The organism is Kitasatospora sp. LaBMicrA B282 (assembly GCF_050325825.1).
Taxonomy (GTDB): Bacteria; Actinomycetota; Actinomycetes; order Streptomycetales; family Streptomycetaceae; genus Kitasatospora.
The window spans coordinates 74526-94896 of sequence record NZ_JBNQTI010000006.1 but is presented as its reverse complement, the minus strand read 5'-3'; the positions used below and the strand labels follow the sequence as shown (position 1 = coordinate 94896).

19 protein-coding genes are annotated in these 20371 nt (G+C 71.2%); 6 read left to right on the top strand and 13 right to left on the bottom strand.

The window, feature by feature from the left end; all coding sequences use genetic code 11:
* Positions 1-45: 45 nt before the first annotated feature.
* The 4 genes from ACQRUO_RS03420 to ACQRUO_RS03405 all read left to right on the top strand — a co-directional run bounded on the left by ACQRUO_RS03420 (position 46) and on the right by ACQRUO_RS03405 (position 3496).
* Positions 46-927: a methyltransferase domain-containing protein gene (locus tag ACQRUO_RS03420; RefSeq protein ID WP_428314176.1), complete on the top strand. Its 882-nt coding sequence runs from the start codon at positions 46-48 to the stop codon at positions 925-927.
* A gap of 69 nt (positions 928-996) precedes the next feature.
* A complete protein-coding gene (rpe, locus tag ACQRUO_RS03415; protein ID WP_428314175.1) occupies positions 997-1680 on the top strand; it encodes a ribulose-phosphate 3-epimerase in 684 nt (227 codons plus the stop codon).
* Between the two features lie 33 nt (positions 1681-1713).
* Positions 1714-2508 (top strand): RDD family protein, encoded by a 795-nt coding sequence (locus ACQRUO_RS03410; protein WP_428314174.1) that lies wholly within the window; start codon positions 1714-1716, stop codon positions 2506-2508.
* A gap of 28 nt (positions 2509-2536) precedes the next feature.
* Positions 2537-3496 carry a pirin family protein gene (locus tag ACQRUO_RS03405; protein WP_428314173.1) on the top strand — a complete coding sequence of 320 codons (960 nt, stop codon included), beginning with the start codon at positions 2537-2539 and terminating at the stop codon, positions 3494-3496.
* A 344-nt stretch (positions 3497-3840) separates the two neighbouring features.
* Here the strand turns inward: ACQRUO_RS03405 and ACQRUO_RS03400 are convergent, their stop codons facing one another.
* From ACQRUO_RS03400 to ACQRUO_RS03340, 13 genes are all read right to left on the bottom strand, one after another.
* Positions 3841-3975, bottom strand: coding sequence for a hypothetical protein (locus ACQRUO_RS03400; RefSeq protein WP_428314172.1), 135 nt, complete (start codon positions 3973-3975; stop codon positions 3841-3843).
* A gap of 270 nt (positions 3976-4245) precedes the next feature.
* Positions 4246-5124, bottom strand: a complete 879-nt coding sequence (locus ACQRUO_RS03395; RefSeq protein ID WP_428314171.1) for a hypothetical protein — start codon at positions 5122-5124, stop codon at positions 4246-4248.
* Positions 5125-5350: 226 nt separating this feature from the next.
* Positions 5351-7366 carry an ABC transporter ATP-binding protein gene (locus tag ACQRUO_RS03390; protein WP_428314170.1) on the bottom strand — a complete coding sequence of 672 codons (2016 nt, stop codon included), beginning with the start codon at positions 7364-7366 and terminating at the stop codon, positions 5351-5353.
* A complete protein-coding gene (locus tag ACQRUO_RS03385; protein WP_428314169.1) occupies positions 7363-8550 on the bottom strand; it encodes a protein-L-isoaspartate O-methyltransferase family protein in 1188 nt (395 codons plus the stop codon). Before ACQRUO_RS03385 ends, ACQRUO_RS03390 begins: the two co-directional genes overlap by 4 nt.
* A 104-nt stretch (positions 8551-8654) precedes the next feature.
* Positions 8655-9125 (bottom strand): NUDIX domain-containing protein, encoded by a 471-nt coding sequence (locus ACQRUO_RS03380; RefSeq protein WP_428314168.1) that lies wholly within the window; start codon positions 9123-9125, stop codon positions 8655-8657.
* Entirely contained in the window at positions 9122-10039 is a 918-nt protein-coding gene (locus ACQRUO_RS03375) for a phosphotransferase (protein ID WP_428314167.1), read from the bottom strand. Before ACQRUO_RS03375 ends, ACQRUO_RS03380 begins: the two co-directional genes overlap by 4 nt.
* The gene (locus ACQRUO_RS03370; protein ID WP_428314166.1) at positions 10036-10476 is read right to left on the bottom strand and encodes an NUDIX hydrolase; all 441 of its coding nucleotides are present in this window, start codon (positions 10474-10476) and stop codon (positions 10036-10038) included. Before ACQRUO_RS03370 ends, ACQRUO_RS03375 begins: the two co-directional genes overlap by 4 nt.
* 209 nt (positions 10477-10685) lie before the next feature.
* Positions 10686-12137, bottom strand: coding sequence for a Mur ligase domain-containing protein (locus ACQRUO_RS03365; RefSeq protein ID WP_428314165.1), 1452 nt, complete (start codon positions 12135-12137; stop codon positions 10686-10688).
* Positions 12138-12226: 89 nt separating this feature from the next.
* Complete coding sequence (locus ACQRUO_RS03360; RefSeq protein ID WP_428314164.1) at positions 12227-12787, bottom strand: hypothetical protein; 561 nt, start codon at positions 12785-12787, stop codon at positions 12227-12229.
* An 86-nt stretch (positions 12788-12873) separates the two neighbouring features.
* On the bottom strand, positions 12874-14277 hold the full coding sequence (locus ACQRUO_RS03355) for a glutamine synthetase family protein (protein WP_428314163.1): 1404 nt from the start codon (positions 14275-14277) through the stop codon (positions 12874-12876).
* Complete coding sequence (locus ACQRUO_RS03350; protein WP_428314162.1) at positions 14277-15785, bottom strand: amino acid permease; 1509 nt, start codon at positions 15783-15785, stop codon at positions 14277-14279. The genes ACQRUO_RS03355 and ACQRUO_RS03350 overlap by 1 nt, the downstream gene beginning before the upstream one ends.
* A gap of 68 nt (positions 15786-15853) precedes the next feature.
* The gene (locus ACQRUO_RS03345) at positions 15854-16801 is read right to left on the bottom strand and encodes a hypothetical protein (protein ID WP_428314161.1); all 948 of its coding nucleotides are present in this window, start codon (positions 16799-16801) and stop codon (positions 15854-15856) included.
* Positions 16802-16812: 11 nt separating this feature from the next.
* Positions 16813-17748: an SAM-dependent methyltransferase gene (locus ACQRUO_RS03340; RefSeq protein ID WP_428314160.1), complete on the bottom strand. Its 936-nt coding sequence runs from the start codon at positions 17746-17748 to the stop codon at positions 16813-16815.
* A 502-nt stretch (positions 17749-18250) separates the two neighbouring features.
* On the opposite strand from ACQRUO_RS03340, the gene ACQRUO_RS03335 reads away from it, so the two are divergent.
* Complete coding sequence (locus ACQRUO_RS03335; RefSeq protein ID WP_428314159.1) at positions 18251-19624, top strand: helix-turn-helix domain-containing protein; 1374 nt, start codon at positions 18251-18253, stop codon at positions 19622-19624.
* Positions 19625-19629: 5 nt separating this feature from the next.
* Positions 19630-20352 (top strand): HAD family hydrolase, encoded by a 723-nt coding sequence (locus ACQRUO_RS03330; protein ID WP_428314158.1) that lies wholly within the window; start codon positions 19630-19632, stop codon positions 20350-20352.
* Positions 20353-20371 lie beyond the last annotated feature (19 nt).

Below are 20371 nucleotides of genomic sequence, written 5' to 3'. Positions count from 1 at the left end.
GAGTCTAGTAGCAGCAGTTGACCCGACCACCGGGAGGAAGCGGCGATGGTCACGGAAGCGGGGCAGGCGACGGGTCCGGGGCGGCAGCCGGCGTACGAGGATCCGCAGTTGGCCGCCCGGTACGAGCACGGCAACGAGATGCCCGCGGAGTCGCTGCGCGCTTGGGCCGAGCTGATCGCCGGGTACGCCCCGGAGGAAGCGGCCTCCGCGCCGGGCACCTCGCCCGCGTCCACGGCGGGCGCGCGCATGCCGGGCGTGCTGGAGGTCGGGTCGGGGACCGGGATGTTCTGCACCGCCCTGGCCCGGGCGCTGCCCGCCGCCGAGGTGACCGGGGTCGAACCGTCCGGGCCGATGCGGGCCGAGGCCGAGCGCCATCACGCCCACCCGCGCGTGCGCTACCTCGCCGGGTCGGCGGAACGGCTGCCTGTGCCGGCGGCGGGGTTCGGGCTGGCGCTGCTCTCCCGGGTGGTCCACCACCTGCCCGACCGGCCCGCCGCCGCCCGCGAGCTGGCCCGGGTGCTGCGCCCCGGCGGCCGGCTGGTGATCCGCACCACCGTGCGTGAGCGGCTGGACGCGCCCGTGTACCGGTACTGGCCGCGACTGCTGGAGACCGACGCCGCGCGGTTCCCGAGCGAGCAGGAGATCCTGGCGGACTTCCGGCCGGCGGGTTTCCGGGTGCACCGGGTGCACTCCTTCGCCCAGCCCGTCGCCGCCGACCTGCGGCAGTGGCGGGAGCGGGTGGCCGGGCGGGCCCAGTCGAAGTTCCTGGCACTGAGCGAGGCGGAGTTCGCGGCCGGGCTGGCGCGGGTGGACGCGGAGGTCGCCGGAGCGCGCGGGAGTGAGCCGGTGCTGGAGCGGTACGACGTGATCGTGCTGGAGCGGGTCGGGGGAGTGGGCACGGCCGCCCCCGGGGAGGGGGCAAAATGATGTTCGGGGGATGATGGGGGCAGGCGACCGCCCAGGTGGCCGGCCCGACGAGCGGTGAAGGTTTTGGAAATGGCGCAGATCAACCCCAGCATCCTGTCCGCGGACTTCGCCCGCCTGGCCCAGGAGGCCGAGGCGGTGCGCGGCGCCGACTGGCTGCACGTCGATGTGATGGACAACCACTTCGTGCCCAACCTCACCCTCGGCGTCCCCGTGGTCGAGTCGCTCGCCCGCGCCACCGACACCCCGCTCGACTGCCACCTGATGATCGAGCAGCCGGACCGCTGGGCCCCGCAGTACGTCGAGGCCGGCGCCGGCTCGGTCACCTTCCACGTGGAGGCCGCCGCCGCGCCGGTCAGGCTGGCCCGCGAGATCCGGGCCAAGGGCGCCCGCGCCTCGATGGCGCTCAGGCCCGCCACCCCGATCGAGCCCTACGAGGACCTGCTCCCCGAGCTCGACATGCTGCTGATCATGACCGTGGAGCCCGGTTTCGGCGGCCAGGCCTTCCTCGACATCATGCTGCCCAAGATCCGCCGCACCCGGGAGCTGATCTCCAAGCACGGCCTGGAGCTGTGGCTGCAGGTGGACGGCGGGGTCGCCCCCGACACCATCGAGCGCTGCGCCGAGGCGGGCGCCGACGTGTTCGTCGCGGGCTCGGCGGTCTACGGCGCCGCCGACCCGGCCGAGGCGGTACGCTCCCTGCGCGCCCAGGCGGAGGCGGCCACCGCGGGCGCCGCGTGGGCCTGCGCGCACTGAGCGGTGACGACGGGGAGCGGTGACGACAGGGTGATGGCGGGTTCTGCGGGGCCGGTGGGCGAGTTCGGCCCGGCCGAGGGCTACGGAGCAGTGGACGGCTACCCGGCCGGCGGCGGGTTCGGTCCCGCGCTCGACTACGCCGGGTATCCGCCCGCGCCGCCCACTCTCTCTGCCGCCCCTGCTGCTCCTGCCGTCGCACGCTGGCGGCGCGGGCTGGCCTGGCTGGTCGACTTCGCGCTGGTCCTCGGGCTGGCGGTGCTGCTCGGCGTGCTGACCTTCCACCGGATCGCCGCGCTGCTGGTCAGCATCCCCGGGCTGGCGGGGGAGAGCGCCTGGCAGCTGCTCCAGTCGCACGGCAACCTGGTCCGGGCGGGTGAGGGCGTGGGCCGGCACCTCTGGCAGTCGGCGGTCTCCGACGTCCGGCAGGCCTTCCTCGCCCTGGTGCTGCTCACCTTCCTGTACCAGTTCGCGGCGCTGCTGCTGGCCCGCGGCCGGACCCTGGGCAAGGCGCTGCTCGGCCTGCGGGTCGGGACGCTGCCCGCCCCCGACGGTCGGTCGGCCGGCCTACGGCGCGGGCAGGCCGCGATCCGCGGGGCGGTGACCGCGATCGCCGACATCGGCCTCTTCGCGACGGCCTGCTGCCTGCTGGTCGGCGGCTCCTTCCTGCTCGCCGCGGTGTGCTGGGCGATCGCCGTGGCGGTCTTCTGGTGCAACGCGGTCCCCGCACTGCTGGGCGGTCGCCGCTCGCTGGCCGACCGCTTCGCGGGCACCCGGGTGGCGCCCGTCGCCCTGCCGGACCGATTCACCCGCGGCCGCGCCACGCCCTGAGCACCCGTCAGGCCGCTACGGTGGCCTGGTGAGCAACCTCGACCGCACGCCCACCGCCACCCTGTGCGGCGGCGACGCCAGCACCGGCCCGGTCCGCGAACTGCTGACCGGACGCACCGTGCAACTCGGCGAGAGCACCCAGGTCCGCCGCCTGCTGCCCAACCTCGGGCGGCGGATGGTGGGCGCCTGGTGCTTCGTCGACCACTACGGCCCGGACGACATCGCCGACGAGCCGGGCATGCAGGTCCCGCCCCACCCGCACATGGGCCTGCAGACCGTCAGCTGGCTGCACGAGGGCGAGGTGCTGCACCGGGACAGCCTGGGCAGCCTGCAGACCGTACGACCGCGCGAACTGGGCCTGATGACCTCCGGCCGGGCCATCGCCCACTCCGAGGAGTCCCCGCGCGAGCATGCCCGCCTGCTGCACGGCGCCCAGTTGTGGGTCGCCCTCCCCGACGAGCACCGCCACACCGCCCCCACTTTCGAACACCACCCTCACCTCCCCGAACTCACCGCCCCAGGCCTGCACGGCACCGTGCTCCTCGGCTCCGCCGACGGCGCCACCTCCCCCGGCACCACCTACACCCCACTGGTCGGCATCGACCTGACCCTCCGTCAGGACACCGCCGTCCACCTCCCCGTGGAACCCGACTTCGAGTACGCCGCCCTCGCCATGACCGGCACCGTCGACGTCGACGGCGTCCCCGTCGACCCCGGCTCCCTCCTCTACCTCGGCTGCGGCCGCCGCGAACTCCCCCTACGCGCAAGCACCGACGGCTCCCTCCTCCTCCTGGGCGGCGAACCCTTCGAGGAGCAGGTGGTGATGTGGTGGAACTTCATCGGCCGATCCAGTGAGGAGATCGTACAGGCACGATCTGACTGGATGGAAGGGTCCAGGTTCGGGGAGGTGCACGGGTACGCAGGGGCTCGGTTGGCCGCGCCGACGCTGCCGTCGGTGCCCCTCAAGCCGCGAGGAAGGGCCCGCTGACCTGGTCTTTTGCGACGACGGGTGGGCGGGTTCGCATGAGGTGCGAGCGGCGGCTGACTTGATCGCAACCGACTGGATTGGCGGCGCTTGGCACGGTTCGGCGACGGGCGCAGAGCCATGTGGGCGCCGGAGGTGATTCCCGCGTTTGGCTGTCTTTAGCAGCGTTTACTCGTACTGATGCTGACGGTTTGCTGACCTCAAGAAAGAGAGAGGTCTAGTCCATTAGGTCTAGACCTCTTGCACCTTGCTGAGGCATACGGGGAGACTCGCAGCTCGGCCCAGGCCACCCGTACCGCCTGAGCCAAGGCCATCGAGAAGCACCTTCTTCTGCTCAGCAGGCTTCCTCACGTGGTCTGGAATGAGAACCTGACCGGTTCGGCCAGCACGGCTGTCGCGGAGTCGAGGTCTGCGAGCCGTGTGGCGAGCGTGGCCATGGCGAGCCGTTCAGGAAGAGCCTCGTGGAACTTCAGCCCGCGCATAGCCTTCACATCGACGTCGGGCGGACACAAGCGTGATACAGCGTCCGCGGTGCCGGCCTTCCACATCTGGGGGGTCAGGTCCGCCCGAAGCCGGAGCGCTGACCGGCGAACCACCTGGACTGAGTCGGAGGTGACGCGTGCGCGCACACGCGGTCCCGAAATGCTTCCGCGCGAACAGTTCCGACCAACGCACTGCGGAAAGCACTCGCCATGCAGCTCGACTTCGAGGTCATCGCGGTTCAGGTCGCATCGGTGCCGGTGGGACGGACGCTAACGGCAGGTCGCCTGCGCCAGGAGCCAGTAGGCGGCGGCCTTGTCGTCGGACTCCTTGTAGCGGGGCCAGGTCTGCCCGGCGGGGTCCTGCTGCTCGGCGCGCGCGATGGCATCGATCACGGCGGCCGGCCCCGCGCTGGCGCACTCGCGAACCAGTTCCTCCCACGAGTAGAGGCCGTAGTCCTCGACCGCGCAGGACACCCCGTCGGTCATCGTGAGCACCGCTGCTACGTCGATCAGGGAGATGGAGGCGGTGACCGCGTTCCGGGCGGCGATCGGGTCGGCTTCAGCGACCCAGTAGCCGCCTGGCCGGTTGATCTTCGTCAGCTGGAAGGTGCGTAGTGCCTTCAGTAGGTCGCGGTGATGCTCGCCGAAGCCGTAGCCGGCGAGCAACGAGCGCTGAAGTTCGGCCAGCTCGGGCCGAGGGCCCACGAGGTCGGCGAGTCGGTCATCGCGCACTTGCCGGACCTCTCCGTCCCGGTCAAGGAGGATGACGGGGCTGTCTCCGAGCACCAGAACGTCCAGGTGTTCGATGCCTGCGCGCACGATGGAGATCGTCGCGGCCGGGGAAACGCCCGGGATCAGGTGGTGCTTGGCCCTCAGGGTGGCGATCGCTTCCTCCAGGACCTGAGCCAGATCTGCGGCGGGCTGCTCGGTCAGCTGCTGGGCGATGTGCTCGCCAAGGGTCTGCGCGTACCAGCCGCCGCGGGGCTGCTCATCGTTGACGGTCGAGACGCCATCCAGGGTGATCAGCGTGTTCGGAGTGGTGAGAATGCGGTCCTCGCTGGATCGCGCGGTGCTGCCGGCCCGGCCAGCCGGCCGCACGGCGGCGGTCAGGGCGGGCGCGGTGATGGTGGGAGGCTGAGGGTCGGTCACGGCGGCTGGCTCCACAGGTGTCGGGTGAGCGGGATCGGGGCTGGTGTCGTGCGCTTGGGTTGCGGGCACCTTATTTCGCGCCAGCATCGGGCCCGAACCGCGCCTGCCGGTTGATCTGCGGGTCGGGTAGAGAGTGTCAGTGGTCGTCCTCGCGGGGTGGATGATGGCCTTGAAGAAACTGTCCATCGTGTGCCCTTCGGGCAGATGGGGGCGATAGGCACTTGCGTCAGAGTACGAGCGGGGTTGCGGGCTCGTGGCTGTCGCGGGCCTGACGGGGAACGCTGACCGTCTCGTACTGGCGAGCCTGTAGGAGGTATGCCTCGCGGTACTGGGTGCCGGGCTGCTGGGCCATCAGCTCCTCGTGGGTGCCCTGCTCGATCAGCCGGCCGTGGTCGAGGACGTAGATGTGATCGGCCTTGGCGGTGGCGGCCAGGCGGTGGGTGATCAGGACGACGGTGACGCCGAGGGCGGTCAGCTCGCGGATTCGCTCGAAGGCCGCGACCTCTGCCCGGGCGTCGAGGGCAGAGGTGGGCTCATCGACGATGACCAGGTGCGGCAGCCGACCGTCGGGGCCCTCGGTGGTGACCCGCAGGTGAGTGCGGGCGAGCGCGACCTTCTGCCACTGCCCACCAGAAAGATTGACGCCGCCTTCGAAGCCCTTGTAGACGAGGGTGCGCCAGCCGTTTCGCAGGTCCCTGATCACCTCGGTCAGGTCGGCGTAGGCGGCGGAGGCGTCCAACTGTTCCTGCTCGACGGCCTGCTCGGGGCGGCCGAGGAGCAGGTTGGCCAGCGCGGTGAACTGCCAGCGCTGGAAGTTCTGCGCGAACAGGGCGATCGAGGCGAACAGCTGGTCGCGGTCGGCGGTGGCGGTATCGACGTCGTCCCACAGGATCCGTCCCTCGTGCGGCTGGTAGACGCCCGACAGGAGGTTGACCAGGGTGCTCTTGCCCGAGCCGTTGTCGCCCACCAGCGCAATTACCTTGCCCCGCGGGATCTCCAAGGAGACCTTGTCGAGGGCCGGGGTGTCGCGGCCGGTGTAGGTGAAGGACACGTCCTCCACGCGGATCATCATGGGGCGCTGGGGCAGCTCGGTGCCGCCGGTGGGGATGGCCCGCTTGGCGCCCTCCTGGTGCAGCGTGTCCAGATCCCGCACGAACAGCGCGTCCTCGTAGAGCGAGTTGACCTGGGACACCAGGGTGCCGATGCTGCCCGATCCGCTGCGGATCGCCAGCACCGCGGTGCCGGCCACCGCCAGCGGCATCGAGCCGCCTGCCACCAGGAAGCCGAGCAGCCCGTACGCACCCACCAGGGCCAGCCCGGCAAGCGCTGCGGCGAGGATGTCCGTGCGGGCCTTCGCCCCGGCCAGGCGGCCCTGTTCGCGCGCGGCCTCGTGTGCCATCGCCTCGTAGTGCCGCAGCACGAACGGCCCCGACGCGTGGACCCGCAGCTCGGCCGCCGACCACGGGTGGACCAGCATGTCCGCCAGCAGCGCGCCGGCGCGCGAGTGCTGCAGCCAGGCCCGGCGCGAGGCGTAGCGGCGGCGGGCGGTGCGCACCGCGCCCCAGCCGCGCGGAGCGCAGATCAGCAGCAGCATCGGCAGCAGAGCCGGGTGCAGGACGGACAGCACGCTCGCGACCGAGACGAGGCTGAAGCTGGAGGTCAGCACGGTGGTGGCCTGGCCGACCAGGCGCTGCACGGAGGTCGCGCCGAATCGGGCGGAGTCGACGGCGGACAGGAACTCGGGGTCCTCGATGGCCTCCAGCTCGGTGCGGCTGACGATCCTCAGGAAGTCAGCGGTGGCCCGCTCGAAGACGGCTGGCTCCAGGCGGCCGGTCGCCCAGCTGGAGGCAGCCAGCAACACCGCGGACAAGCCGGCGACCGTCCCGGCAGCGATGACCGCGGGCAGCGCGGTGTGAAGCGCGTGGCGGACCGTTCCAGCCGACAGCAGCGCGCGTAGCGCCCGGTTGGTAGCCAGCAGGCCGACAGCCGCCGCCAGACCGCGCAGCACCTCGGCGATCAACAGGGTGATCAGCGCGGTGCGGTCCGCCCGCCAGGACATCCGTCCGGCCAGTCGGAGCATGCCGGGCAGCTGGCGGGCGATGGCCCAGAACGTCATCTCGCCGCTGGCCAGTTCGTGCTTGGCCCAGCCGTAGTCGTAGCGCATCGGGCCGCCGAACAGCAGCTGCTCGCTCTCCGAGCCGGGGTTGTCGGGCTCGGTGTCGTCGGGGGTGGCGGTGGTCACGCGGTCGCTCCTGTCGTCGTGGTGGCCACGGGATGGGCGGGAAGGGTCCAGGCGAGTCGGGTCCCGGCGCCGGCGTGCTGGGTGCCGTCCGCCTCGAAGGTCAGGCGGTAGCGCGCGGGTCGACCAGCGGCGAGCCACGAGCAGAGGTGGGCTTCAGCCTGTGCCCACAGAGCGCGCGGTCCGCTCTCCTCGGCCAGCCAGGTGCGGCCCTCGCGAGTGAGGACCGCCCGGGAGCCGTCCGCAGGGCAGACCAGCACGACCCGATCCGCCTCTCTGCCCTCCTCCCAGTGGCGGCGCACGCCGGGCATGAGCTGGGCCAGGGCAAGCCAGAAGCCGAACTCGGTGCGGCCGGGCGGTGCGAGGGCAGGGCGAACGCACACCGGGTCTTCGCCGGAGGGCTCGTGTACAGCCAGGAACGGCAGGCCCCGGGCCGGGATGTGGCTCCACCCGCCGCCGGACAGCCAGCCCGACAGGTGTCCGCCGGTGTCGCGGCGCACCCGGGCGGTGGCGTGCCAGCCCGGTGCGCCGGTGGTCACGGTGCAGCGCAGGAAGCCGCCCGGGGCCAGCTGCTCCAGCCACGCCCTGGGGATCGAGCGGACCGCGAAGGAGGCCGTGATCCGGTCCCAAGCGCCGTGAGCGGGTAGTCCGAGCAGCCCGTCGCCCGCGACCATCTGCACGTCCGCGCCCCTGTCGGCCAGCAGACGGCGGCTGTGATTGGCCAGGCGTCGGTCAGCTTCGACGGCTGTGACCGTGCACTGGGTCAGGCGGGCCGCGAGCGAGGCCAGGTAGCCGGGGGCCGCGCCGACCTCCAGCAGCCGGTGTCCGGGTTGCAGCTCCAGGTCCTCCAGCACCTGGGCGATCAGGCCCGCGCCGCTCGACATGCCGCTGGGCACGCCGACCAACTCGCGACCGCGCCGGTGCTGGGCCGGGTCTTCACCGTCCAGCTCGGTGACCACCTGGTCCAGCCCGAGGACGGCGGCCAGGTACTCGTCCCGGTCCTCGGGCACGGAGCCGTCCAGCAGCCGCCAGCGCCGCGCCGGCCGCCGGGTGCTCACCGGTACGTACAGGCGCGGGATCAGCCGCTCACGCTCGACAGCCGCCAGCGCCGCGGTGATCCGGGGGTCCGTGGTGCCGGCTTGGGCGACCACCGCCCGTGCGAACGCCTCCCGGGCATCGATCTCCACGGCAGGCTGGTCAGCTTCCGCTCTCGGGGTGGCGTGCACAGTCATCACCTCAGCTGATGGGAACGGGGAATCGACACGGCGGGGCGCGTCGCGGGGCCGGAGCGCTACTCAGCCCCGGGCGGAGGCCAGTTCAGGGGGACGAACAGCGGCCCCTTCCCGATGTAGCCGGCGAGCGCGGCCTTGGTGCCGGAGAACATCGGCGCGGGCAGGGCGTTGATGGGGGACCAGCAGACCTCCAGGTGCTTGTGCGGCTCCCGGTTCACTACCTCACCCCGCCAGCGGTCGGCGGCGAACAGGAAGTGGACGTACTGGCCATGGCCGTCCCCGCCGTGGGCGACATGCAGGACCCGGTCAAGGCGCAGGTCCACCGGGTCCACGACTAGGCCGGTCTCTTCCTGGAGTTCGCGCACGGCGGCCCGGTCCGCGCTCTCGCCCGGATCGACCTTGCCACCGGGCAGAGTCCAAATCGGATCCGGGTTCCAACTGCGCGGCCCGTAGTGGACGGTGACGATCCGGTCGAGTTCGCGGTCGTGGACCACGATGCTGACCGTCAGCCGGCTGGTCACGGCGCTCATGCGCTGCTCCTGGATGTCGGGGACGACCGCACCTCGGCGCGCAGCAGGTCGAGTGCGCGGCGGGCGTAGCCGTGGATCTCGGCGTCGCGGTGATCGGCAGCCCATTTCAGCGCGGACGGGCAGTCGAGCGCCGCGTACGCCCGGCACGCCGCCTGCTCCGCCTCGGTGAGCTGGCGGCCGTACCCGTCGAAGAACGCCTCCGCCAGCGCAGGGCGCCCGGCGGTGACCTGGTAGATGATCCGCATCAGGTCGTGACGCGCCGGCTCCTCCACCGTCGTGCGCTCGAAGTCGATCAGCTGAAGGCGCAGTTCGCCGCTCTGCTGGATGATCCAGTTGCGGGGGCTGTAGTCCCCGTGGCACACCCCGGCGGGAAGCTGCGGTGGGGCCTCGGCGCACGCTGCGGCCAGCACGCCCAGGTCCTCGGCGGACAGGCCCAGGTCCATCGCCATGTCCAGGGCCTTGGACCGCTGCTGCGACCACGACGGCACATCGCGCACTGGCCCGGGCGCCGGCGTGGCGGTAAGGGCGTGGAGGCGGGCCGCCAGCGCACCGGCCTGCCGGAACGCCTCCTGCTCCTGCAGGCCGTTCAGCTGGATCCGGCTCAGCGGCTCTCCCTTGAGGCCGCGGGTGACGATCAGTCGGGCGGCCGGGTCGCGGTCGGCGATCCAGGACGCCCGCCGTGGCCCGAGCGCGGGCACGAACTCGTCGTAGGCGCGGGTCTCGCGCCCGTGCAGCAGGTCGCTCCAGTGGCGCTTGGCGAACCACCGGTGCCCGGCCGGGTCCTCGACCTCCCAGACCGACGGGGCACCGGTGCGGTCGGGCGAGCGCACTCCGAGCAGCCGCCACCGGTCGATCGCCCGGTCCAGTAGCAGCTCGACGTCCACCGGCACCAACTCCGCTCCGTCAAAGCTCATGCCGAGAACCCCCGCACCGACAGCGGCTCCCCGGCGGCGATCGCCGCCAGCGCCTGCACGGTGTAGCCGACGACCGGCTCAGGGAGGGCGTCGAGCGGCCACCACCGAAGCTGATGGCACTTGTCCGGCTCGGCGTTGGTGATCTGACCGGTGTACCGAGCGGGCCGGAAGAAGAGCTGGAGCCGGCCAGCGCCGTCGTCGGCGTCCAGGTCATGCAGGGTGTGCACCAGCTCCAGATCCCGCGGATCGATGACGATCCCCAGCTCCTCCCCGGCCTCCCGGGCGGCGCCCGCAGCCACGCTCTCCCCCTGTTCGAGGTGGCCGGCGGGGGTGTGCCAGGTCTTGTCGGCGTAGGCAGCACTGCGGCGCAGCCCCAGCAGCACCCGGCCTTCCTCGACGAGGACCAGGTGCACGCCGATCACTGTTCTGTAAGGCACAAAACCTCCTGGAAGCACAGCTGTTGGCAGGCAGTGTCGGCTGATGCCGACGTGGAGCGACGATCGTGGCAGGGCTTGCGGACTTCGGGTGGCGTGTCGCCGAACGCTTCACTCGATGGGGGCAACATCTGTTCGATCCGGTGTGTCGGCGTGCGCCCGGAAGCGCCCCGCCGCGCGGGCTCGCCGGGATCTGGCGCGGCACGGGGGCTCTACAGGTCCTTGGGGATGGGTGAGGTGGGTGCGCCGAGGTGGAAGAGCAGGCGGCGGGTGAGGCGGACGGCACGGCCGGTGCCCGTGATCAGGACGAGGTCGCCGGGTGCGGCGAGTGAGGCGATCAGCTGCTCCGCGTCGGTGTCGGCCTGTTCCTCGTCCAGGACGTGGACGTGCTCGGCGCCCAGGCCGCTGCTGATGACGGCGCGGGCGATGGCGGCGCTGCCGGCTCCGCCGTCGGGGTGGGGCCGGGAGTCGGGGGCGTGAACGGGCAGGAGCACCACCTCGTCGGCTGGGGACAGCCGGCGGCCGATCTCGGCGCCCAGGGCGACGGTGCGGGCCCATCCCGACGGCTCCAGGACCGCGATGACGCTGCCCTCGGTGAGCATCCGCGCCGCACGCAGGTCGTGCTCGACCTCGTCGGGGTGGGCGGCAAGGGAGTCGACAACGGTGATGCCAGCCTGCCGGTGCTGCGGGGTCAGGGACCGCTCAACGCCGATGAAGTTCGAGCTGAGGCCACGGGCAAGGTCTTCGCCGCGGGCACCCAGCACCCGGCCGGCCGCGAAGACCAGGGCCGCCGCCTGCGCGGTGTGCCGGCCCGGGGCCGCCACCATGATGGTGTCCCAGGACCCGTCGGTATCCTGCACGGTGACCTTGCTGTGGGTACCGTCCCAGGTGATCCCCATGACCCGAACGTCCGCGTCCTGGCTCTCCCCGACCCGGATCACCCGCGGTCCCGAGCGTTCGGTCAGGCGGGTTGCCAGGGCGCACGCACCGGGGTCGAACGTGGGCAGCACGACGGTGGAGCTGCGCCGGGCGGCGGCCTCCAGCTCATCTAGCGCTGCTTCCTGGCTCCGGTGGCGGGGAGGGGCTGCGGCCACGTTGGAGATGACCATGACGGTGGGCCGCAGCGCGGGGACGGCGCCGACCTGGTCTTCGTCCTCTGCGGCGGCGATCAGCAGACCGCCGCCGCTGTGGTGCCCGTGCTTGCGGCCGAGGGGGGCATCGTTCAGCAGGTAGGACGGGTTGCGGTGGTCGAGTGCCGCGACCAGCAGAGCGGCGGCGCTGGCGACGCTGTGGCTGCCCGTCACCATGATGGAGGTCGGCGCTTCGTCGATGAGCAGCGCCAGTGCTTGAGCGTGGTGAAGGATCGGCAGACGCATCTCCTCGGCGCGGGCGAGTTCGCTCTCCTGGGCGATGCCGCCCTTGGACCAGAGCACTGCGGAGCGGTCGGCGCGCACGCTCGCGCGGTCGAAGCCGTAGGTGATGCGGGCACCGGCCTTCGTCAGCTCGGCGGTGATCTCGCTCTCGGCCGCTGCGGAGCCTGTCACGCGGGCACCGCGCTGAAGGAGCAGTTGCGCGAGGGCGGGCATACCGATCTCGTCGATCCCGACGAGGTGCGGTGCGCTGAGTCTGCCGGGTCCGTCGTAGTAGTGAGGGTGGTGTTCCATCGATCAACTCCGGGGGGTGAAGGGCTCGCTGTCGGGCGGGGCGAAGACGGCCAAGGACTGGGGGCCGACGCGGTTTCAGGGGTCCGTGCTCAGGTCCTCTGCTGTGGGAACGGGACCTCGGCGGCAGCTTGGGCGTGTTCGACGAGTGCGATCAGGCAACGCAGTGCCGCGCCGGCCTCGGCGATGTCGGCCGGCATGAGGGGGATGCGCGGGTCGCTCAGGTGCAGAGCGCGGCGCACGGTGGCCGCGGTTTCGGGCCGTGGGGTGCCGGGCTGGTCGATGACCACGGCCAGGGGGATGCGGCGGCGGTGCAGATACTCGGTGGTGGCCAGGGACGCCGATGGATTCTGGGGGTCGGCAACCACGAGTGCGGCGTCGGCGACGCTCAGCAGCTCTTCCCACCGGAACCACAGCCGCTCCTGGTCCGGGACAGCGAACAGGGTGACCGCGGCCCGGTCCAGGTCGATGCGGCCCAGGCCGAGGGACACCGTCGTGTCGGGGTCCTCGCCCAGCCCGCTGCCGGGGGCGGTGACGCTCAGCAGCTCCGTGACCGACTGCAGCGGGTCATCGCTCAGGGCGCTGGCCAGAGCATGCGCGGTGCCAGGCGGGCCGGCCACGAGCACCGCCAGCGACGGGCACCGGTCGAGCAACAGGCAGTCCTCGGTGGAGGAGTGGAGGGATGGCACCGGGCGTCTTCCTGAGTCGTCGGTCGAGAAGGGTGGCATGGCGGTCCGGCTCATGCCTGGTCGAAGCCGCGCGCGACCTCGAGGTCGCTGACGTGCCGCTCGTGGAAGCGCAGCTCGGCATCGGCCGCGAGGGCGTAGTGGGCGACGACCTGCTCGCCGAACAGCTCGACGGCCAGCGTGCTGGCCTCGAACGCGTCGACCGCCTCGCCGAGTGACAGCGGCACCAGCGGGGCGGTGGTGTGCCGGTAGGCGTCGCCGGTAACCGGCGCGGGCGGAGCCAGGTGTTGCTCGATGCCCCAACGGGCAGCGGCTGCGGCGGCTGACACCAGTAGGTAGGGCTGGGCGTCCGCGCCGGGAAGCCGCACTTCCAGGTGCAGGCCCGGGCCATGCCCGACTACCCGCACGGCGCAGGAGCGATTGTCCCGGCCCCAGGCGAACCGGGTCGGGGCGAAGCTGTGATCGCGGTAGCGCTTGTAGGAGTTGACGTAGGGAGCGAGGAGGGGCATCAGGTCGGGGAGCGCGCCGAGCAGGCCAGCCACCGCGTGCTCACCCAGCGGCGACAGGTCCTCGGGCCGGTCCGGGTGGGCGAGCACCGGCCGGTTCTCGCGCCACAGCGACAGGTGCAGGTGCAGCCCCGAGCCCGTCGAGTCGTCGGGCGCCGCCATGAAGGTGGCGGCCATGTGACGCCGGGCGGCGTAGGAGCGGGTGGCCTCCTTGAACAGCACGTGCTGCTCGCACGCCGCCGTCGCGTCCCCGTAGGGGAAGGTGACCTCCAACTGGCCTGGTGCACCCTCCAGCTTGGCCGCCTCCACTGGCAGCCCGGCGCCGGCCAGTGCGGAGGTCAGGCGTGCCAGGAACTGGGCCACCTTCTCCGGCACGTCCAGGGCGTAGTCCCGCCCCGGGCCGGTCACCGGCCGGCGGGCGCGCGCACGGGCGCCCTGCTGCTGCACCTGGTCCTCGTCCGGGGCGTGGTAGACGACGAACTCGCTCTCCAGGCCGACCCGCAGCTCCAGGCCGAGCCGGGCCAGCGCGGTGAGCTGCTCACGCAGCACCGTGCCCGGGGCGATGGGCAGGCGCTGCCCGACAACATCCAGCGGATCGGCCAGCACCAGCACGGTGTGCGGCACCCATGGCAACACCCGCGCAGTGCGGGCGTCGGGCGCCAGGCTCACATCCGGGTAGCCGTCGCGCCACCAGGTGTCGGCCGCCACCATGCCCAGGTCGGTGGCCAGCAGGTACCCGCAGCCCTCCATGTGCATCGTGCCGTCCAGCAGCTGCTCCACGACGCCGGCCGCCGGGAAGGTCTTGCCGCGCAGGCGGCCCTGCAGGTCGATCGTGGCGATCCGCACCCGGCGCACCTCGCCGGCCTGAACCGCCTCCCGGAACTGCGACGGCGTCAGCCTGCCGCGGCGCCTGCTCGTCTTGCTCGGCTGGGGCATCGGGGCGGTGACCATCACACGACCTCCGCGGCCAGTTCGGCCATCGCCCGGTCCGCGACCGGGACGCTGTAGCGCGGGCCGACCACCCTGAAGCTGACCTCGGCGCCGATCAGCACCAGCAGGAGGACCACCCCGGCGTAGTTGAAGGAGTCGACCGTCACCGGGGAGACCTGCGGCAGGCAGAACAGCAACGTCACGATAGCGACCCACAGCACGGCCACCACGCCGATCGGCGTGCTCCAGCGGCCCAGGCTCCATGGCCCGGGCCGAAAGCGCCGCCCGGCCCGCAGCCGCAGGAACACCGGGATCGCGATGGCCGGCGTGATGCCGATGACGTTGATCGAGGTGACCGCCGCGTACGCGGTCGGGGAGTACAGCACCGGCAGGGTGAGTACCAGCGCCACGCCCACCGACAGCCAGACCGCGGCCACCGGCGTCGCCGTCTTCGGCGAGACCTTGCGCCACCAGGCGGAGCCCGGCAGCGCCCCGTCCCGGGAGAACGCGAACGCCATCCGGGAGGCGGCGGCGACCTCGGCCGCGCCGCAGAACAGCTGCGCGCCGATCACGATCAGCAGCAGCAGCTTCGCCCCCGTGGAGCCGACCGCGTCCAGGAAGATCTGCGCGGGCGGCACCCCGGTGGCAGTGCCCACGGTCCCGGCGTAGTCCTGGATGGCGAACGTCAGCCCGGCCAGCAGCACAGCGCCGGCGATCCACGACACCCAGATCGAACGGACGATCCCGCGCGGTGCCGCCAGCGACGCCCCGGTCGTTTCCTCCGAAAGGTGCGCGGAAGCGTCGTAGCCGGAGAAGGTGTACTGGGCAAGGAGCAGACCAACGGCGCTCACGTACAGGGAGTTGTGCCAGCCGGTGCCGTTGGCGAAGTGGGTGAAGACGAAGCCAGCGGACTGGTGGTGCGCCGGCACCAGGGCGAGGACGGCCACGATCACCGCTACCCCAGCGAGGTGCCAGATGACCGAGACGCAGTTCAAGATGGCGACCAGCCGCACCCCGCGCAGGTTCACCACCGCGTGCAGCAGCAGGATCACGGCGAAGATGCCGAAGAGCTTGCCCGGGGTCGGGGTGAAGGAGAACTGCATCTGCATCAGAGCGCCGACGAACTGGGCTGCCCCGTAGTCGATTCCGGCTATCGCGCCGAGCAGTCCGAGCAGGTTGAGCCAGCCGGTGTACCAGCCCCACCGCGGGCCGCCGAGGGCGTTCGCCTGGTAGTAGAGGGCGCCCGAGGTCGGGTAGGCAGAGGTGACCTCGGCGAAGGCCATGCCGAGCAGTAGCACCATGAGGCCGACTCCGGCCCAGCCCCACAGCATCACCGCCGGCCCGCCGGTGGTCAGGCCGAATCCGTAGAGGGTCATGCAGCCGGACAGGATCGAGATCACCGAGAACGAGATCGCGAAGTTGCTGAACGGTCCCATCCTGCGCACGAGCACCTGGGGGTACCCGAGGGACTGAAGATGGGCTTCGTCATCCGTGACGGTCAGCGGCGTGGCACGGTGCGTTCGGGACACAGTTCCTCCAACGTGTGTTCTGGGAAAGAGGTTCGGATGAGCAGCGCGGTCCGTCTGCGGCCTCGGGCTCAGGTCCGCGCAGCTGCCCGGGCGGCCTGACGTCGGGCGTCTACCAGCAGGGCGTGACCATCACCGGACGCCGCCACGCTCTCCCAGGGCTGGGGAGAGCCGAACGGCCCGAGGACGTCGAACACCCTGGCCGCCTGTACCTTCCGGTTGCCGGCCCACAGGGCGTGAGCTAGATGGCTCAAGTCGACTACCGACCGTTCCTCGCTCGCTCGGCCGAGGAACCACTGCTCCCACGCGCGTTCGGCGTCCCGAGCGCACCGATCCTCCACCCACTGGCTGAACCTCGGGCCGTTGCGGTACCGCTCCACGTGGAGGTAAAGCGGAAGAAGTTGCAGAGGTGAACCCGCCGGCGCATGGTTCAGCAGCCAGCTCACGAACTCGTGTCCGAAACCGGAACGACCTTGGCTCAGCCACCACCTCAGCATCCGGTGGTGCCCTTCGCGGCTGTACGGGTCTCGCCTTTGGAGCTGGGAGAGCAGCCACCATGGGCCGTCAAGCAGCATCACGTCCGGCGGGTCCCCGCCGTGCTCCTGAAGTGCCTGGCGCGGGTCGAGCACGGCCAGCTCCAGCATTGCCACCCACGGCACCGGATCGTCCGGTGCGATTCGCGTCGCGTGCCAGCACGCGTCGCGAGCCTTCCCGTGCATGGGCCCGGCCTGGCGGTGACGTGACCGCTCGGCAGCCAGTGCCCGCAGCACCGCGACCCGGGCCCGGAGCACGGCAAGGTCGGTGCTGCCCGGATCCTCACACGCCCAGTGGTCCAGCACGTCCGACCGCGCAGCCGCGCTAGCCAGCACCTGGCTGCGCGCCGTTCTCAGCGGCCAGTCGGCACCGGTTCGGGCAAGCAGCTCGCGGGTGGACATCCACCGCCCTGCCTGGAGGTCCGCCACTGCGCCGCGTAACTTGGCGTCCAGTCCGGCCGGGTGGAACACCACGTCGTCGTCCACCCTGGCCGCCATCACCGCACCCCGTCCGCAGCCGGCAGGCCGAGGCGGCCGACCGCACCGTACCGCGACACCGCGGCATCGCCCAGCTCGGCGAGCGCCTGCGCATCCGGGCGCCACTGGTTGACCCCCACGAGGCCCGGGGCAGCCACCAGCATGCCCTCCAGGAAGCCGGCGACCTGCTCCATCGGCCGAGAGAAGACCTCGATCCCGTGGGAACGGTAGACCCCGGCGATCATCTGCCACCGCGCCGGCGCGAAGTCCGCAGTGGCGTGGGTGAGCACCAGCCAGGAGCCCTGCGGCAACCCCGCCAGCAGCGCTCCAAGCAACCGGCGTGGGTCCTCCTCGTCCGGGACGTATTCCAATGCCGACTCCAGCACCACGGCTACCGGCCGCCCAACGGCAAGCAACGAGCGCACCGCAGCCACGCCGAGGAGCTGCTGCGGATCGCGCAGGTGCCCACACGCCACCGCCAGCCGGCCCGGAGGCGGGCAGGTCAGCTCGGCGCGCAGATGGCTGAGCACGATCGGGTCGCTATCAACATGCACCACCCGCGCCCGCGGGGCCTCCGCCTGGACCACGCCGTGCAGGTGCGGGAGGGACGGCAGGCCGGCCCCGACGATCAGGAACTCCCGGACCTCTTCCTCTCGGACCAGGTGCCGCAGCGCCCGCTCCACGAACCGTCGACGTGATTGCAGGCCCCTGGCGAACCCGGGTGCCACCTTGATCAGCTGCTCCGCCACCGGCCGGTCGGCGCCGAAGGCGTCCTTGCCCCCGAGCACATGGTTGTCGATCCGGGCGGGAACCGCCCGATCACTGTTCAGCGCGGTGCCGGGCGCCCAGTTGCGTAGGTAGGGCGGTAGCTCGGTAGTGCCAAGAGCAGCTGCGGCGGAAGGCGACGGTCGTCTGACCTGGGGTGGTGTCTGCTGCGGCTCCTGGAGCTTGGCCATGGGTTTCCTCGGCGGTATATGGGACTGCGGGCCTGTGAGTTGGTGCACCCGATAGCCGCGAAGGGGGTAACGCGGTAGGCGGGCGGTCTTCGGGGTCTGTGTCTGGTCGACGGGGCTGCGCCTTCCGATTCCCCTGCGTCAGATGGTGTCGGCGGTTCGCCGGACGATGCGACCCCGCCGGGGGACGCGTTCGGGACGTCCTGGGACGGAGTGATCGGAGTCCGGCATGGTCAACTGTTCGCCGCAGTAGGGTGCCTGAGAGTGTTCGACGGCGACCATTCACGTAGTCATATTCGCGCTGAAATATGATCACGACGGTCGCCTGTGGGAGGCCGGGGCTCCCGTGACTGGGAGGGACAGGATGGGGCCACTGCGATGTGAACGCTGTGCATGCACACTCAGCCGCTACAACGACAGCGGTCGCATGTGCGGGCCATGCGCACGGACGGCTTCTGAGGCTGCTCCGGCAGGCGTCCCCGCTTGGGTGTGGCGCGATCCACTTATGCGTGACAGCCTCGCCGATCTGGACTTCGGCAGGCTGAGTAAGCGACTTAGAGAGATCGTTCCACTACGCCAGGACGACCTCGCTGGGATCACCGGTCTGACGCAGGGCTACCTGTCCCGACTTGAGGCTGGGCGAGTACGGCTGACTCACATCGAGAGGATCGTCGACTTCCTCGACGCGATCGGTGTCCCGGGCGACCTCGTGCGATTTCCCCTGCGGACAGCCGCTGCCCCAACTGCCAATGTGAGGAGCGAGAGTTCACTACGCCATCGCGACGACACTGCCGGGCCGTGGACGGCCCGCCGTATGGTGGCGGCATTACACGACGTGATGCGAGGGGAGCCCGCCACCATGCGTCCGAGTCGCCGTCAGTTTCTGCTCCTCACCGGAACCGCTCTCTCCGCCTACATCCACCAGTGGGGGATCGCTGACACCGAACACCTCGAGCACGCGCTTGGCGGTGCACGAGTCGCCCCCGCCCTCGTGGCAAGCCTCCAGGGGACGATCGACAGCCTCCGCACCATGGATGCCAGCTCAGGCAGCACTCTGGTCGCCGGGTTGGCACGGGCTCACCTGGGTCTCGTCTATGAGACGCTGAAGTCGGCCAGGTACAGCGAGGAAACAGGCAGGCGCCTCGCCGGCATCGCCGCCGACACGGCGACCCAGCTTGGGTGGTTCCACTTCGATGCGGGGCACCACGAGCTGGCCCAACGGGCCCTCTTGGCGGCGCTGCGGGCCGCCCACGCATCCGGCGATCCTCGCTACGGCGCCGGCGCTCTGTCCTATCTGGCCATTCAGAGCTACTCGGTCGGCAACCCCCGCGACGCCGTGACCGCAATGCAGGCGGCCAGGGAGAAGGTCCGTACGCTGAGCTCCTCCCATCTGGAGGCTATGCTCCTGACCCGCCAGGCCCGGGGCCACGCCGCTCTCGGGGAGAACCAGGCATGCCTGCGCGCCCTGGGCCGTGCCGCGGAACTCGCCGAATGCGGATCGGCCGAGCAGGACCCCGGCTGGCTCTACTGGATGAACCGCGGGGAGATCTTCGGGCAGACCGCGAGCTGCTGCCTCCAACTCGGGGAATACAAGGACGCGGCGGACCACTTCGAGCGGGCTGCCTCCGCGCTGAACCCCGCTGACCTGCGCACAAGGGCGCTGTTCGCGTCGCGGGCCGCATCCGCCCACCTTCTCGCCGGCGACCACGACGGAGGCTTCACGGCCGCCGACGCTGCTCTCACCCTGGCCACGAACGTCCAGTCGGCAAGGCTGAACGAGCACCTGGAACAGACCCTGGAATACTTCCACGCCATCCCCGGCCCGCAGTCGAACGAGCTGATAGAACGGTCACGACAAATGATGGAGGCCAAGGAGTAGTGACCGTGACCAGCACCGTGCTCGTTCTGTGGGATGTCGACCGCACTTTGGTGTACGTCGGCGAGACAGACCGCGCGGTCTACCGCGAGGCGTTCCGCCGGGTCGTCGGCCGCGATGCGGTGAAGCTTCCTGAAAGCGGTACTGGCCGCACAATGCCGCTGGCGGTGCGGGAGCTGCTCGTGGCCAACGACGTCGACCAGCGGGACTTGGAGCCGTTCGCGAAGCAGATCGTCGAGCTGCTGCCCAAGCTTCTCGCCGCCAAGGCCGAGCAACTGAGGTCAGGCGGCCTGCTCATGCCGGGTGCCACCGCCACCCTCGAAGCGGTCGACGCCCGCCCGGACCTCGTGTCCTCTGTGGTGACCGGCAACTTGCAGCAGAGCGCGGAGATAAAGCTCCGCGCCTTCGGGCTGGATCGGTACATCGATCTCACCGTTGGCGGTTTCGCCTCCGATGACTCCCATCGGCCGGCTCTGGTCGGCATTGCGCAGTGCAGGGCTGCCGCCCGCTACGGGACGACGTTCAGCCGGTCGAACACGGTCATCATTGGCGACTCGCTCGAAGATGTACGGACCGGAGCGGAGGGAGGGGCCTCCGTGATAGCCGTCGCCTCTGGCACTACCACGGCCGAGCAGCTCGCCGATGCGGGGGCGGACCGCGTCCTCGACAGCCTGTGCGACCCTCAGGCTGTGCTCCTCGCTGTCGCAGAACTCTCTTCGCACTGCCAGTAGTTCGGCTGAGACGGCAACC

Bases quoted from the DNA above. Each gene is read 5' to 3' on its own strand.
- ACQRUO_RS03340 (WP_428314160.1), bottom strand. From the start codon at position 17,748: ATGGCCAAGCTCCAGGAGCCGCAGCAGACACCACCCCAGGTCAGACGA.
- ACQRUO_RS03335 (WP_428314159.1), top strand. From the start codon at position 18,251: ATGCGTGACAGCCTCGCCGATCTGGACTTCGGCAGGCTGAGTAAGCGA.
- rpe (WP_428314175.1), top strand. From the start codon at position 997: ATGGCGCAGATCAACCCCAGCATCCTGTCCGCGGACTTCGCCCGCCTG.
- ACQRUO_RS03420 (WP_428314176.1), top strand. From the start codon at position 46: ATGGTCACGGAAGCGGGGCAGGCGACGGGTCCGGGGCGGCAGCCGGCG.
- ACQRUO_RS03355 (WP_428314163.1), bottom strand. From the start codon at position 14,277: ATGGTCACCGCCCCGATGCCCCAGCCGAGCAAGACGAGCAGGCGCCGC.
- ACQRUO_RS03410 (WP_428314174.1), top strand. From the start codon at position 1,714: ATGGCGGGTTCTGCGGGGCCGGTGGGCGAGTTCGGCCCGGCCGAGGGC.
- ACQRUO_RS03400 (WP_428314172.1), bottom strand. From the start codon at position 3,975: ATGCGCGGGCTGAAGTTCCACGAGGCTCTTCCTGAACGGCTCGCCATG.
- ACQRUO_RS03375 (WP_428314167.1), bottom strand. From the start codon at position 10,039: ATGAGCTTTGACGGAGCGGAGTTGGTGCCGGTGGACGTCGAGCTGCTA.
- ACQRUO_RS03365 (WP_428314165.1), bottom strand. From the start codon at position 12,137: ATGGAACACCACCCTCACTACTACGACGGACCCGGCAGACTCAGCGCA.
- ACQRUO_RS03380 (WP_428314168.1), bottom strand. From the start codon at position 9,125: ATGAGCGCCGTGACCAGCCGGCTGACGGTCAGCATCGTGGTCCACGAC.